16 protein-coding genes and 3 pseudogenes are annotated in these 14962 nt (G+C 37.7%); 6 read left to right on the plus strand and 13 right to left on the minus strand.

What is annotated here, in order from left to right:
• Positions 1-261, plus strand: a pseudogene (locus IQ226_RS13205) (IS701 family transposase); the annotation flags it as partial.
• A 2-nt stretch (positions 262-263) separates the two neighbouring features.
• Here the strand turns inward: IQ226_RS13205 and IQ226_RS13210 are convergent.
• Both IQ226_RS13210 and nifH read right to left on the minus strand, forming a co-directional pair.
• The gene (locus tag IQ226_RS13210; RefSeq protein ID WP_228039417.1) at positions 264-755 is read right to left on the minus strand and encodes a type IIL restriction-modification enzyme MmeI; all 492 of its coding nucleotides are present in this window, start codon (positions 753-755) and stop codon (positions 264-266) included.
• A gap of 354 nt (positions 756-1109) precedes the next feature.
• Positions 1110-1412: pseudogene (nifH, locus tag IQ226_RS13215) on the minus strand (nitrogenase reductase); the annotation flags it as partial.
• Positions 1413-1445: 33 nt separating this feature from the next.
• Here nifH and xisF point away from each other — a divergent pair.
• Positions 1446-2807 carry a fdxN element excision recombinase XisF gene (gene xisF / locus IQ226_RS13220; protein WP_228039418.1) on the plus strand — a complete coding sequence of 454 codons (1362 nt, stop codon included), beginning with the start codon at positions 1446-1448 and terminating at the stop codon, positions 2805-2807.
• Here the strand turns inward: xisF and IQ226_RS13225 are convergent.
• The 11 genes and pseudogenes from IQ226_RS13225 to IQ226_RS13275 form a co-directional block, all read right to left on the minus strand.
• The gene (locus tag IQ226_RS13225) at positions 2791-2943 is read right to left on the minus strand and encodes a hypothetical protein (RefSeq protein WP_193896016.1); all 153 of its coding nucleotides are present in this window, start codon (positions 2941-2943) and stop codon (positions 2791-2793) included. The genes xisF and IQ226_RS13225 overlap by 17 nt on opposite strands.
• A gap of 261 nt (positions 2944-3204) precedes the next feature.
• Entirely contained in the window at positions 3205-4053 is an 849-nt protein-coding gene (locus IQ226_RS13230; protein WP_193896018.1) for a NifU family protein, read from the minus strand.
• Between the two features lie 100 nt (positions 4054-4153).
• The gene (locus IQ226_RS13235; protein WP_193896020.1) at positions 4154-4378 is read right to left on the minus strand and encodes a hypothetical protein; all 225 of its coding nucleotides are present in this window, start codon (positions 4376-4378) and stop codon (positions 4154-4156) included.
• Positions 4379-4386: 8 nt separating this feature from the next.
• Positions 4387-4650 carry a hypothetical protein gene (locus tag IQ226_RS13240; protein ID WP_193896022.1) on the minus strand — a complete coding sequence of 88 codons (264 nt, stop codon included), beginning with the start codon at positions 4648-4650 and terminating at the stop codon, positions 4387-4389.
• Positions 4651-4671: 21 nt separating this feature from the next.
• Entirely contained in the window at positions 4672-5652 is a 981-nt protein-coding gene (locus tag IQ226_RS13245; protein WP_193896024.1) for a hypothetical protein, read from the minus strand.
• Positions 5653-6365: 713 nt separating this feature from the next.
• A pseudogene (locus tag IQ226_RS13250) lies at positions 6366-6512 on the minus strand (AAA family ATPase); the annotation flags it as partial.
• 260 nt (positions 6513-6772) lie between these two features.
• Complete coding sequence (nifU, locus tag IQ226_RS13255; RefSeq protein WP_193896026.1) at positions 6773-7672, minus strand: Fe-S cluster assembly protein NifU; 900 nt, start codon at positions 7670-7672, stop codon at positions 6773-6775.
• Between the two features lie 94 nt (positions 7673-7766).
• Positions 7767-8972 carry a cysteine desulfurase NifS gene (nifS, locus tag IQ226_RS13260; RefSeq protein ID WP_193896028.1) on the minus strand — a complete coding sequence of 402 codons (1206 nt, stop codon included), beginning with the start codon at positions 8970-8972 and terminating at the stop codon, positions 7767-7769.
• A gap of 156 nt (positions 8973-9128) precedes the next feature.
• Positions 9129-9473, minus strand: a complete 345-nt coding sequence (locus IQ226_RS13265; RefSeq protein WP_193896030.1) for a DUF362 domain-containing protein — start codon at positions 9471-9473, stop codon at positions 9129-9131.
• 103 nt (positions 9474-9576) lie between these two features.
• Positions 9577-11016, minus strand: a complete 1440-nt coding sequence (nifB, locus tag IQ226_RS13270; protein WP_193896032.1) for a nitrogenase cofactor biosynthesis protein NifB — start codon at positions 11014-11016, stop codon at positions 9577-9579.
• A 396-nt stretch (positions 11017-11412) separates the two neighbouring features.
• Positions 11413-11658, minus strand: a complete 246-nt coding sequence (locus IQ226_RS13275; RefSeq protein WP_193896034.1) for a hypothetical protein — start codon at positions 11656-11658, stop codon at positions 11413-11415.
• A gap of 699 nt (positions 11659-12357) precedes the next feature.
• On the opposite strand from IQ226_RS13275, the gene IQ226_RS13280 reads away from it, so the two are divergent.
• The 4 genes from IQ226_RS13280 to IQ226_RS13295 all read left to right on the plus strand — a co-directional run bounded on the left by IQ226_RS13280 (position 12358) and on the right by IQ226_RS13295 (position 14838).
• Entirely contained in the window at positions 12358-12798 is a 441-nt protein-coding gene (locus IQ226_RS13280; protein WP_228039419.1) for a DUF2141 domain-containing protein, read from the plus strand.
• 550 nt (positions 12799-13348) lie between these two features.
• A complete protein-coding gene (gene cysE / locus IQ226_RS13285) occupies positions 13349-14086 on the plus strand; it encodes a serine O-acetyltransferase (RefSeq protein ID WP_193896038.1) in 738 nt (245 codons plus the stop codon).
• A gap of 22 nt (positions 14087-14108) precedes the next feature.
• Positions 14109-14363 (plus strand): Asr1405/Asl0597 family protein, encoded by a 255-nt coding sequence (locus IQ226_RS13290; RefSeq protein ID WP_027404317.1) that lies wholly within the window; start codon positions 14109-14111, stop codon positions 14361-14363.
• Positions 14364-14631: 268 nt separating this feature from the next.
• Positions 14632-14838 carry a DUF2949 domain-containing protein gene (locus IQ226_RS13295; RefSeq protein ID WP_193896040.1) on the plus strand — a complete coding sequence of 69 codons (207 nt, stop codon included), beginning with the start codon at positions 14632-14634 and terminating at the stop codon, positions 14836-14838.
• Positions 14839-14962 lie beyond the last annotated feature (124 nt).

Consider the following 14962-nt stretch of genomic DNA (forward strand, 5'->3'; position numbering starts at 1 on the left):
CATGATACCCATTGGGGAATTGAAAGTTTTCACAGAGCCATTAAACAAGTATGTGGAATTTGTCGATTTATGGTGAGAGATAGCCAAGCAATCAAAACACACATATTTTGTTCACTTCAAGCATTTGTTCGTTTAGAAAAAATGCGCTCTGAAAACATAATTTCTAATTGGTATGAAGTGCAAAGAAACTTATTCACTTTAGTTGTGCGCGACTACATTGTGGACAATCTTACCAATGCTTGTGCTGCTTCATCAACATAGATTCATTTTTTTGTCAATGCGTAAGTCCTATTGTTATTAAATAGCGGTTTACGATTTTCAGGAAACAGGAAGTTTAAGACAGTATACCGATTTGGTAAATCTTCTAATGTTACTTGATCTACAGGTTCTTGCAGTTGGATATCAAAGTCATAGATCCAAAATTCATCAAAGTTACAGAGAATTACATATTTTGGCCGATGGGGAACTAATTGTAGCCAATATTCAAAGGCTTGTTGGTAGTGTTTTTCTAGCTTTTCACCCCGTTTTTTCATTTCCATCAGTAACCGTGGTCGCCATAGTAAATCAGCAAATTTGGTAGATTTGCCTTTAACTTTTACGCGATATTCTAATTCTGCTCCTGCTTCTTTATAACCTTGATGGTTAAATGCTTGAAATAGGCGATCGCAAAATACTTGTGCTTCACCTTTTTCATCCCCCGTCAACTGACGGACATATTCGACAAAACTGATAATTTTATTGCGTGTATCTTCCATTTGACTGTCAAAATACAATAAAAAGTTATTAAAAGTACATTATACACCATAATTGTATTATATGTATATGGAATATGACTAGAGCAATAACCGTTTTTAATAAAATGTAATAAATATTTTATTTCATGCTATTACTAATGGGTTATTAAAAATTAAATATCATTTAGAAATAACCAAAAAGTAACCCATTTATCAAAAATCATGTATCCCGTTGACCCTAGGGACAAAATAGGGTAAATAAAAGAATGAATCCTCACAAAAACCCCATTTATCTAAAATTTCCCAGGGCAAAAATAGGGCATAAAAAAATCAAAGTTTCCAATCAATTGCATTAACAAAAACCCTAGACAAAATAGCTGAATCTTCACGGATAGGCATAGCAAAACCGCCGCATACAACGTCACCTAATACGTCGTAAGATACGAAATCTAAGTCTGTGTAAGCACCGTTTTCTTCTAGGAAGTTAATAGCGGTGATAATACCACGACCGGCGCAACCTACACCGGGTTCTGGACCACCGGATTCCACGCATTTAACGTCGCGGAAACCTTTGAGCATTACTTCATGAAGTTCTAGGTCTTCAACAGATCCTCTTTCAGCAGCCAAGTGAAGAACGGTGGTTTGAGCCTTAGAGTGAAGCATCAAACGGGTAGAGTTATATTAATAATGTGGGCAGTATGAGGAATAATCATGAAAGCAGGTTATGTGAGGGTTTCCACCCGTGAACAGGATGAAGGTAATGCTTTGGAACAACAAACAGCACGAGTAGAAAGGGCGGGTGCTATTGTCATCTTCTCGGATGTTGAGTCCGGGCGCAGCGATCAGAGGAAAGAATTTAATAAAATGATTGCTCAGTGCAAACATGGCAAGATCACCGAAGTCATCTGCACGAGAATTGACCGACTAGGACGCAGTGTCGTGGGGATTCACAAAGCGATCGCTATCTTTGAGGAGTACAAGGTCAAACTCACGGTTTTGGATGCACCTGTTGACCCATCTTCTCCCTTTGGGTGGTTTTCTGTGAATCAGATGGCTGGATTGGCGGAATTTGAATCTAGGCTACTTGCGAATCGCATCAAAAATGGTATGAACTTTTTTAGAGAGCAGAAAAAGGCTTCTCCCCGGCCACCTTTTGGGTATTGTCGCGTGGATGAAAAGTATGCTCCTGATTTGTCTGAGATGAATGGAATTAGTAAATGGGCGATCGCTCACAAGATGATTGAATATTTCCTTGGTGATGGGGCTACATTGAGGAGTACGGGTCAATATTTACTGCAAACTTATCATCTCAAGTGGACTGCGGCCGGACTGCGTTACTGGCTTTTAAACCCCGTACTCAGGGGCTGTACCGCTTATAATATCAAAGGCAATTTAAACCAACCTGAAAACTGGGATATTCATGAAGATACTCACCAACCCTTAATTAGTGAAAATATATTCAAACGCATAGTTGGAAAACTTGAGGAGAATAAATCTAAATACAGCTACGGTAAGGACAAAAAGGAAACAGAGATTTTCCCACTAGCGGGGCAGATTATTTGCGCTGAGTGCGGTTACAAATGCTTTTGTAAGAAACGAAACTCGACATATAGAGTCCGCTGCAAAAAACATGAAAATATGGGAAATGATTTTTGTGGCAATAAAATTAGTACCTATCTACCAAATATTATTTTGGCGGTAGATCAAACCTTAGTAGAGCGCCACAGGGAAATTCAGGAATATGCAATTACAAATTCAAATATTGAGGCAGAAGATAGCCCGGAATTGACTGCTAGGAAGGAGCAACTAAAAGCACTGAGACTTTTACCTAAAAACCCCATAATTCAAGATGCCATTGACCAAACAATTTTAGAGATAAATAAAATCAAACAAAAAGAAACCGTAGTTAACAAAATCAACAGCGAACTATTTGATATTCTTTCGTTTTGTTGTAGCAATATTAATTTTTGGGATGAAACACCCTGGGCTGATAAATCTTTAATATATAAAGAATTAATTGATTACGTAAAAGTTGCCAATGGTGAAATCAAAGAAGTCAAGCTACGGGTTTAAGCAGTCCTTGAAGTTCTACTTCAAATTCTTCCTCTGATAATAACATTAATCTCTTTCTGGTATAAGGATCTAAATACCGAATCCTATACCATTTTTTAGAGACACGAATCAATACTTGAGTCGCTGTTTCCTGCATATCATAATAGGTGAAGTCTTATAGCTACTTTAGCTATTTTTTGATATTTTTGTCTGTTGATAATGAACAGATTTATTCCTAAACTAATAGGAGTAAGTAGGTTGGCGTTAAAAATTGTCCTTGGGGCAAGGGAACAGGAAGAGACTTTTGGGCGATTTTACTTTTCTTCACATACCTTTAAATTTTTCGGTTCACCTACTTAGGGAAATCTTAACAGGGAATAGCAAAAATGTCGGACATTAAGTTCCCTGTTCCCTTTTCTCAACTTATTGGTTTAGCAGAACAAGTACCGAAGAACCTGATTTTTATATAAACGTTATCATGTTTAACTTTAACTTCATAGCTTTGAAGTGAAATATCTAGGACTGTTAAACATTCACCTGTATTTAAATCATATTTAAATTCATGGGCCGAACAAGTAATAACTCCTTTTTCTACCCTACCTTTATCTAAAGGAAATCCCAAATGGGAACAACGATTCTGATAACAGCTAATATGATCATCTTGTTTATACAGAATCACGTCATGATTATTAACTCTAACTGCTAAAATCCGATTTTCAATTATTTCATCTAATGTGGCTACTTTTACCCAATAAAAATCTAAAGAATTAGCATTATCATTAGTAGAAGTAGGGGAATTATGATTAACAGCAACTACTTTGGTAATTTCTGGACAATGTTTTTTAATTGCTTGTTCTATTCCTTGAGTTAAAGTGAGAGTAGAAGTAGTGCAATTACTACAACTACCAGTTAATTTAACTTCAACTGTATCCGGTAGTTTAATTGCTACTAATTCTACATCTCCTTGATGACTTTGTAAACTGGGACGAACTTCTGCTAATGCTGTTTGGATACGTTCTGATAATGGCGGTTTAACTAAATTGTGATATAAGAAAACTGCATAGACAATTTCATCATCTACGGCTTGACGCAAAGCTGATATATTATCTTGTTTAAGACTTTTAATTAAATTAGTTAGTGCTGCTTTATGTAGAGACTCAATTGCTCTTTGTAACCCCACAGCTACACAACGTTGACTTTCATCCCAGTTAGCAATAATCGCTTCAAAACGATTGATATCTGTAATCAATTCTTCAAGATTATTCATTATTTTTATGGATTTATCTGGGGTTAATTGGTTATTTTGAAATTAGTTTAGGGCGCAGGCCTGCGCCCCTACGGATTTATTTAGAGAGATTGTTAAAACCTCATTTCATTTTAAAATCTTGCAAGAGAAAGGGCATAATTGCACCTGTCGTTAAACTAGCTACACTAATGGGAATACAGAGGGGAATTGATGCTTGTGCTAATAATACTAATATACCTGTGCCAATAGTACTAGCAATTATGGTTTGACGCAGAAAATATATGGGGTCACGGAATAGTTTACCCTTGAGAAATAATTTAACAGAAAACCAACTTAGTTCTAACATATATGCTCCTAATGATTAGCTAATAAGTTTAGGATAAATAACCCTAAAATTACCGCAGGAATTACTCCTGCTGGTGCAAATAAACTGCCAATTGTGGCTGCAAATTGATATCCTATATCTTTACCTGCAAGGATAATTCCGCCAATTGCACCACCAATCATTGATAAAATTGCGGCGATGATTAACCAAGTAAATTCTGTGGTAAAATCTAATTCTGTATTTAAACTATGCAAAAATTTGACCACTCCCGGATCATTAACTAAATCAAACATGATCATTCTCCTATTCTGGGTTTAATTTAAGGCAAATGCTTGAATTTCTGCGGTTAAATCTTGTAGGGCTTTAGCTACTATTTCGGCTTGTTGTAATTGCTTATGTTCTGTAAATATTCGCCAAGCTTCTTGATAGTATTCTTCTGCTTTTAAGAGATTTTGGGGATTTCCTAATTCTGGTTTTTCGAGGTTGTCGGGTAAGTTGAAGAGAAGGTTAGCTTTGTTAGAAATTGTATTGGCATATTCTAACGGTGTATCTTGAAGATTACGCACTTTTAAAGCTTCATCATAAGCTAAAACAGCGCGTAAATTATTTTCCACAGGATGGGAACTCACTAAATATTGTAAGGCATTTCCTAAATTATTTTGCAACATTGCATATTCTTTAGGATGGTCAATTATGTTAATATGTTTGAGGGCGATTTCAAAGGACTGGACTGCTAAACCTTGACGTAAAGATTCTTGTGCCGATGACATGGGCATGGAAAGATAGGCGATCGCTATGTTATTATACAAAATCGCATATTCCTGGGGGTAATCTTCCCAAGTAAACACCCGCAAAGCTTCATGATAAGCATGAATACTCTCAGTTATCCGCCCTAAATTTTCGGGAACAAGAGATTGTAAAACCAATCCCAAATTCATCTGCACTGCGGCTACCTCTGCCGCTGGGGCAAATTGTTGTAAAATGGGCAAAGCTTCCTCATAATCTGCCCGTGCTTGTTGCAAAAGTTGGGAATCACCATCAGGAATCATCTGTAATGTCCCTGCAATGCCCACTTTAGCCCGTGCTTTCAGTAAAAGATACTCCTCCCCACACATCTGATATGCACGCTCAAATAGCCCGATTGCATTGTGTAAATCTTGGGCTGTTTTCGGTTTTTTTTGAAACCCTGTGCCAATTTCTATCAGCATTTGGATTTTTTCTTCTGTTGTTACTGACTCCAAAGATATGGACGCAATAGCAGCTTTTACCGCTGAATCTGTCATACTAGATATCATAATTGGTTTGGGGAATGGGGTCATCAATACCCACACAATGGGATTATTAACTAAGCTAATTTACGCAGTTTTCAAATTTATATAGATTCCTTGATTTATTATAGTTTCATCACTAATTTTCAAAAGACAAGCAGTAGTATTCTGCACTTTTCTGATCAATTTCTAAGCTCAAGGCAATAGCATCAATATCCCCCACTATAAAATATTTGTTTGATGAAAATCTAGAGTAGATTTACCAATATTAAAATATTAGTCTCAGTTAAAAATAAGGGTTCTTCGGTACTTGTTATACTAACCCGATAAGTTGAGAATAGGGAATAGTTGTGGGTGCGGAAGTCAAAAGTCAAAAGTCAAAACTAATACTGAGCAAGCTTTTTGGCGATTGATAATGGTTGATTTATTTACGCCGTGTTGTACTAGTAATTTCCAAAAACCTAACCCCCCAGCCCCCCTTCCCTGCCAGGGAATGGGGGTTTTAAAGCCTCTCCCCGCGGCGGGGAGAGGTTTGGAGAGGGGTTTATTTATACATTAAAAACTTTTAAAACATCCTCTAAGTAGGTGAACATTAAAAATTATTGTTATGACAAGGGAACAGGGAAGAGGTTTTGGGTAAAGAATTTTCGGGTTACTTAGTCATCTTTAGACGCTATCTGCAAAGAAGCAAGGTACAGGTGAACCCTCTGGGTCTAAATAATGTCCATATTATTAAAACAGGTAGAGTCAGCTTTAGGATCGCAACCGACGATCATGATGCGTTGACCCATTTCAGCCATAGCGGCTAAAGTATTTTGAGAAGTGGTAGATTTACCGATACCGCCCTTGCCGTAGAAAGCTATCTGTCTAATTTTTTCTTCAGTCATTGTTCGTGTTTCCTAGAATTAGTTGATTGGTGGTTTTGTCTGTTGGTTCTCACGGCCAAAGTTCTACGGCGGTGAGCGTGTGTAGAACGTCGCTATTTATGGAGGCGATCGCTCTACAGAAAATCTAGTGGTGTTCATAGTATTTATTGGGTTGTAAGAATAATTGGTTAATGGGCGTTGGCGGGGAGTTGAAACCCCTGGGCGGGGAGTTGAAACCCCTGGGCGGGGAGTTGAAACCCCTGGGCGGGGAGACCCCGCCCCTACACTGCTTCGACAATAATTTCTTTACTGATGCGATCGCGTAATCTCGCTTCAATTGCAATCTTTAAAGTTGCAGTGCTGCTAGAACATGAACCGCAAGCACCTTTAAGAATTACCTTAATTTTATCGCCTTCAACATCATAAAGTTCTACATCTCCCCCGTCGGCGATTAAAACAGGTCGGACTTCTTCATCTAATACCTTTTGAATCAAAGCAATTTTTTGAACTGTAGTTAATGGTCTTTGTGGCTCTGAACTAGGAATTTCTGTTTTAGCTTTCGCCTTGTAGCTGTAGAGATTTTTGTTGGCGGCTTCCTGCTTTACTTCCCTTATTATATCATCAATCTTCGTTAAACAAGAACCACATCCGCCACCAGCTTTTACATAATTTGTTACTTGCTCTGCACTGAAGAGATTGTTTTGTGCAACTGCTTTCTTAATCTTAGCATCAGTTATTCCGAAACAGCTACAAATGAGGACACCTTCTTCATCGTCATGTGCCTCTAGAGGAATGCCACGATAATTATAAATCGCCGCTTCTAAAGCCTCTTGACCCATAACAGAACAGTGCATTTTCGCTTCAGGTAAACCACCTAAATAATCAGCGATTTCCTTATTTGTCACTCCTAAAGCTTCATCTAAAGTCAAACCTTTGACCATTTCAGTTAAAGCGCTCGAAGATGCGATCGCACTTGTACAACCAAAAGTTTGAAACCGAGCATCGAGAATTTTATCTGTTGCTTCTTCAACTTTCAAATGTAATCTTAAAGCATCACCACAAGCAATACTTCCTACTTCACCAGTTGCCACCTTCACACCAGCTTCGCCAGTTTCTTCAATTGCCCCTTGGTTTTTAGGATCGTAAAATAACTCTAATACTTTATCAGTGTAGTCCCACATAGTTAATTTTAGATTTTGGATTTTAGATTTTGGATTGGTGATTTGTCATTAGTTAGTAGTAAATGAAAACTGACCACTGACTAATGACTAACTACTAATGACTACTGACCATTGACTGTTGTTGTAACCAATCAGCATTATCATTCTTGAAGGGAGATAAAGCCCGAAGACGGTCAACAATTTCCGGCATTACGGCGATTACTTGATCAATTTCCGCCTCAGTTGTGTAGCGAGAAAGACTGAAGCGAATCGAACCGTGTAAAGTAGTATAGGGCAAACCCATAGCTCGTAAAACATGAGAAGGTTCTAGAGAACCAGAAGTACAAGCAGAACCAGAGGAAGCGCAAATACCGTACTTATTTAAAGAAAGTAAAATGGCTTCACCTTCAATATATTTAAAACCGATATTTGTAGTATTTGGTAATCTATTTTTGGCATCACCATTTACTTCACAATCAGGAATTTTGGATAAAAGAGACTGTTCCAAGCGATCGCGCAACTTTGTTAATCTCTGAGTTACTTCCTCTAAATGTAACAGTTCTAATTCCGCAGCTTTTCCTAAAGCAATAATTCCGGGAACGTTCTCTGTACCTCCTCTCCGTCCTCGTTCTTGGTGTCCACCAACTAATAGAGGACGGAAACGAACCCCACGTCTTACATACAAAGCACCAATACCTTTAGGAGCATGAATTTTGTGACCAGATATAGTTAACATATCTATGGTGCTGGTCTTCATATTCAAGGGTACTTTACCTACCGCTTGCACTGCATCAACGTGGAAGAGAGCGCCGTATTCCTTAACCATAGCACCAATTTCTTCAATTGGAAAGATAGTGCCGGTTTCATTATTGGCATACATTACTGTCACCAAAGCAGTGTTACCAGTTAGAGAAGCTTCTAACTCACTCAAATCTATTTGTCCCTTAGCATTTACTGACAAATAAGTAACTTGATAACCTTTAGATTCTAATTGTTTGCAGACATTTAAAACTGCCGGATGTTCTACTTGGGAAGTGATGATGTGACGTTTTTCGGGTTGAGCTAATAACGCCGCATGAATAGCCGCATTATCACCCTCAGTTCCGCAACTGGTAAAAACAATTTCTGATTCTTCTGCTCCCAGCAAAGCAGCAACTTGTTCTCTAGCTTTTTTTACAGCCTTACCAAGTTGTCCACCAAAAGTGTGCATACTAGAAGGATTAGCATAATAGTCCGTCAAATAAGGCATCATTGCCTCAACAACTTGAGGATCTATTTTAGTGGTGGCATTATTATCAAGATAGATACAATTATTTTGCATGATTTTCTCTATAAAAGTATAAAGTGATAAAGAAGGAGTCAGGAGTCAGGAGTCAGGATTATGGCTAACGCCACGCTATCAGGAGTCGGAATAAAGATAAATATTCCCTATTCCCTATTCCCTGTTAACTGTCACCTGTCACCTGTCCCCTGTCACCTATATAATTGCTTCTCCTTGCTGCTTTTGCAACTGTTCGGAAAACTTCTGAGAATAGGACTTATACCAATTTTCCCAGTAGTCTTGTTTATTGGTTAACTTTGCTAAAACACGGTGGTAATTAGCAAACCAACTTTCCCAATAATCACTAGGTTGTTTAACGCAACCATCAACAGTAGGACAACTGGCTTTACATTGAGGTACAGTGTGAATACTACCAGCGCAATTTGTGCAAAGTTTAGAGTCAATCCAATAATTACCGTCAACTTCTTGAATTGCACCGGTAGGACAAACAGATAAACACAACTTGCAGGAAATACACTGGCTAGTAATTTCGTAAGCCATGATTATTTACCTTTGTGGGAATTGGTGAAGAGGTAATAGGTAATAGGTGGTTGGTGATTGGTGATTGGAACAATATTACCTATGACCCATGACCTATTACTAATTACCCATTAGCCTGAACATATTGCTCGTAAAATTCTAAAGCAACCTTTTCAATTACATCATAGGCTTCAACAGTTTTTATTCCTGCTGCTTCTAATTTTTCCTTGGGACAATTGCCTATTTTTGATACCAAGACTGCTTTACAATCTGCGATCGCCTTCATTATATTATCTGCGGTAGCTTCTTCGCTGTAACCACCTTGACAATATTGATCAATCTTGCGGTGACTAACAAAACGAACTTCATTTCCATCAACTTCATAGACTTGAAATTCCTTCGCGTGTCCGAAGTGTTGGTTAACTAATCCACCACCTTTTGTGGCTACTGCAACTAATATTTTAGGACTATTAGCAGATTTTTTGCCAGTTGATGCTTTATCTTTGGCAGCCTTAATTTCTTCTCTAAATTTCTCAATCCCTTCGTGAACTTCTTGGCGGGTTTCAAAGTTATATTCTGGAGCCATTTCCATGAACTTATCTTTAGTAAATTCTTGGCTACGATCTTCTCCTAATAATCCTACCGCATCGGCTCGACACTGGCGACAGTGGCGCATCATTTTCATGTTACCAGAGCAATTGTCTTGGACTTCCTTCAGTTCTTTTCCTGTTGGTCCACGTTGACCAGTTAAACCAAAATGAGTCCCATGTTCTGGCGCAGAAATCAGCGGCATAATGTTATGTAAGAATGCGCCTCTCTCCCGAATAGCCTGATTAACTTCTACCAAATGTTGATCATTAATTCCGGGAATCATCACGGAATTAACTTTGCATAAGATATCAGCTTCTTTGAGAGCTTGCAATCCTTCCAACTGTTTTTCTAGGAGAATTTTTGCTCCTTCTACCCCTCTGTAACGTTTGCGTTTATAGTGAACCCAAGAATAGATTTGTGCGCCTATTTCGGGGTCAATGGTATTAAGGGTAATAGTAACGTGATCTATATTTAATTGTTTGATGCGATCAATATGTTCTGTCAGCATCAAACCGTTTGTGGATAAGCACAATTTAATATCTGGTGCTTTGTCTGCAATTAATTCAAAAGTCCGAAAAGTTTTTTCTGGATTAGCTAAAGGATCACCAGGTCCAGCAATTCCCAACACAGTCATTTGGGGAATTTTTCCGGCAATTACTAACACTTTATGGGCAGCTTCTTCCGGTGTGAGTAATTCACTCACTACTCCCGGACGACTTTCGTTAGCGCAGTCATACTTGCGGTTACAATAGTTACATTGGATATTGCAAGCTGGAGCAACGGCAACGTGCATCCGTGCATAGTGATGATGAGCTTCTTCACTATAACAGGGGTGTTTAGAAATACGCTCTATGAGTTTTTCGTCCATTTCTGGAGTTGTGCTGCTGTCGCAACCACAATTACCAGATTTAGCGGGGATGATAAGGGAATCCTGATGGTCGGAGGTGAGAATATCTGTAGCAGGTAGTGTCATTGAATTTCGCTGTTGGAGGTGGACTTGAGAGCCACTGTGGGAGATGCTTTTACTACTGGCAATATCTAAATTATTTTAGATATGGTGCTAATCTCATCCCTCCACTCACTTTTGACTGTTAACTTGGTTTTGTTAAGGAGCGTTAAGTGATTGGCGATAAATGATTTATAGCAGCCCTTTTTTTGCCCCCTTTGGTTTACACCAGGATAGAACTTATTGAATTTATTATGTTTGTACTCAAATCCTTAAATCCTTACATTGCAACGATACAAAAGTTAAAAAAGATTTTTTCGGGTTGGGGTGCGAGTATTTATAGTTAGGGGTACGAGTATTTATAGTTAGGGGTTCAGGATTTCTTTGTACTCATCTCAAACTCAATACCCGCAAGGGTTTTGGCTATATTTTTAGCGAATTTTCCTGATATTCGACTGTACTCAACTTTCCTACAACTTCTCCTGGAAACTCTTGTTCTTCAGAGATTTGAGGTGAAAAAACTGGAGTCAAATCGGCCCGATTACTCCAGATACGTGCGAAATTCAATTCTGTATACAACCTATCATTTTTTTTAGCGTAAAAATGCCATTTATATTTTTTTAAGTTTTTGATTATTGCTGACATTTTTATAGCTGTATTCCTTGCCATACAATAAATACAGCCTAATTACACCATCTATATTAATGCAGATATTTTGCAAAAGATTTAATTTTTTGATCATTATTTTTTGATGATATTGATAATTATGTTAGCCATGAACTTTCCCCCATCACTAGACTATAAATATAGTAAACAAAGCAAGTTAGGAAAAATGTGATCAAAGCTATTGTTGTCGGGAGCATCCCAATTTTACAGAAATAAGCTGGCGATTAGAAAGATGCCTCCGGCTCCCGTCAGGAATACACGGCTATACAAACAAAGTCCGCCTACGCGGACTAGGGAAATTTAAAACCCACGCAGGTGGGTTTTGCCTGTGTAGCCGTGACTTCCAGTCGCCTGGATTCTATATTTTGGGTAAATTTGCACATTTTTAGTTATTGATTGATTATTGATTTTTGACATTTTGTTACTTTCTGTTATATTTACTGTTATATTTACAAAAGTGTCTGTTAGGTAATTCACAAAGTCGGCGTTGCTAAATTGAAGCATGAAATTCCCAAATTGAACCTTGAAAACTCTTACCTTTGCGCCTTTGCGTGAGACTAAAATTCATACCCTTAATCAGCAACTCCACAAAATCTAACTTGACAACATTGCGAAGTAACATATTAGTTCTATTTAATACGGGGTAAATTAATGAAGAAAAAGTTAAACATTGCGTTGCAGAAAACATCAAGTCTGGGGCTAATGTTACTACTCCCTATATTGGGAAACTTACTCTTTTTAGCTAATGCTAAGGCAGAGTTGAATAGTAGTCTGACAATTGAAGTAGAGGGACTCAAAAACAAATCTGGACAAATTTGTGCGACTATTTTTGATAAAAGTCAGGGATTTCCTCGTGATAGTAAAAATGCTTTACAATCCCAATGTATCAAGATCACAGAACTATCTCAAAAACTGACTTTCAATAACTTGAGAGCAGGTAGTTATGCTGTTGGATTAATTCATGATGCCAATGAAAATGGTAATCTTGATACTGGTGCTTTTGGTGCGCCCATAGAAGGTTTTGGGTTTTCTAACAATCCAGAGGTTTTCACTGGACCGCCTAAGTTTAATGATTCGGCTGTTGCTGTATCTAAAACTACTACTGATATTAAGATTAAGATGAAATATTTCTTTGGTTCTTGATTGATATAGCAATCGTTCATACCCAGATCCCCGACTTCTAACATTGATTTATTATTTATGGACAGAATGAATCAAAGAAGTCGGGGATCTTATTACAATTTTGTATCCCCATATACAGCAAATAAATCCGAAAACAAAATAAAGAAATCCACCTTTCCACTACCAAAATAATAAAATAATAATAGTAGTGAGTAATACATAAAATCTATATTTACTGTCATCAAAACAATGTTTATCAGGAAATGAGTACAACTAAATATATGGAAAAATATCTTGGCTAAATAGCTGCAAAGTCCTACAGGTTAAGAGGTTTCTGGTGAGTACAAAAAAGCTGCATCCCTGATCTGAAAATACCAGTACCCCTGTGATCAAAAGCTAGTCCCCCTACCCCAAGACAAAATGTAAAGTTCTGTTAAATAGGGTTTTAAACCTATTGAGTACAAGCTTAATAAATTTAATAAATCTAATCTGCGTTGCTAATTCTGTCTGTTTAGAAGTTATCTGCTATAAGCATGAAAACAGTACAGGATTTTTTCACCTAACAATACCAATGCACCAGTCATTAAACAGGATCAGTAAGACTGAGACTGTAAATACAAAGCTACGTAAATATGAAGGTTTTAGATCTTTTTTAGAACCATTAATCAGTGATTTTCGGATTATTTTTGAGCGTGATCCAGCAGCACGTAATTGGTTAGAGGTAATATTTTGTTACCCCGGATTTCATGCTTTGTGTTTACATCGTCTTTCCCATTGGTTACATATCCATAAAGTGGGTTTTATTCCCCGGTTGATTTCTCATTTAGGACGGTTTTTCACAGGTGTTGAAATTCACCCAGGGGCAAAAATTGGCAAGGGTGTATTTATTGATCATGGCATGGGTGTTGTCATTGGTGAAACTGCCATTGTGGGAGATTATACACTCATTTATCAGGGTGTAACATTGGGAGGAACTGGGAAAGAAAGCGGTAAACGTCATCCGACATTAGGTAGTAATGTTGTTGTCGGTGCAGGTGCGAAAGTATTAGGAAATATTCAAATTAGCGATCGCGTCCGTATTGGTGCAGGGTCAATTGTCTTGCGTGATGTGCCTCCAGATGCCACTGTGGTGGGCATTCCTGGACGGATTATCGCTCCTAAGTCTAGTAACCCCATTTCCCCCTTAGAACATGGCAAATTACCCGATATAGAGGCAGGTGTAATTCGTTCTTTACTCTCGCGGATTGAGCAGTTAGAACAACAAGTCCAAACTCTCACCAATCATCACCAAGATGATCAATCAAGTTAACTTCATAAATTGTGAATTACTGATGTCACCAAATTGTAACTTTTTAACTGTCGGTGAACAAATTTTGCAAGTTCCTTTAGGTGATAGATGGTGTATTTATCATCGGTTGCAAGAGTTGATGATTTCCTGTTCCTGTCCCCCGGATGGTTCTTTGCGCGTGCAAGTTAATAACCTAGAAGAAGCGATTCTTGTTCGTAGTACATTGATGCAATTTTTTGCTTCTCGTCATCAATTGGTGACATGGTTAGAGAATTGTTTGTGCAACGGTGTTGAGTAAAGATTGCTGGAAACAATCATGTTTTTTTGATTAGTACGACTGATAACAATTAAAATTCTAGCCCTGTCTAATCCAAAGCATATCAGAGGTTAATTTTTAATGCAAGTCTGATTGATCTCAAGTCATTATTCACTCACAAACTATCTTGCATATTCTAGATAATTCACATAAGCTAAGGTTCACCCAGTTTGCTAAAACTAAAAAAATTAGTAATTGCTAATGGGAATAACTTGTACCTTATGTTGATTTCAATTGTCAATGTCCAATTATGGTGATTAATCGTATTGATAGGAAGTTACTGCAATTTCTGGAAAAAGAACTGGCACTTTCCCAGGCTGATATTGCTGTAGCAACGAGACATCCTGAGTTCAATCATGGACCTTTACCGATGCTGCTTTGGCAATATGGTTTAGTGGATTTACAACAACTAGACAGAATTTTTGATTGGCTTGCAGAACATCCTGAATTGAGGTAAATGAAAAATTATCAGTAAATATAAGAGGTAATAATTATGATTACTAAGTAGGTGAAAATAATAAAACCAAAGTGTGTAAAGAAAAGTAAAATTTCCCAAAGCTTCTTCACTCTTGCCTCTTGCC

It is taken from the genome of Dolichospermum sp. LEGE 00240, from assembly GCF_015207875.1.
Classification (GTDB): domain Bacteria; phylum Cyanobacteriota; class Cyanobacteriia; order Cyanobacteriales; family Nostocaceae; genus Dolichospermum; species Dolichospermum gracile.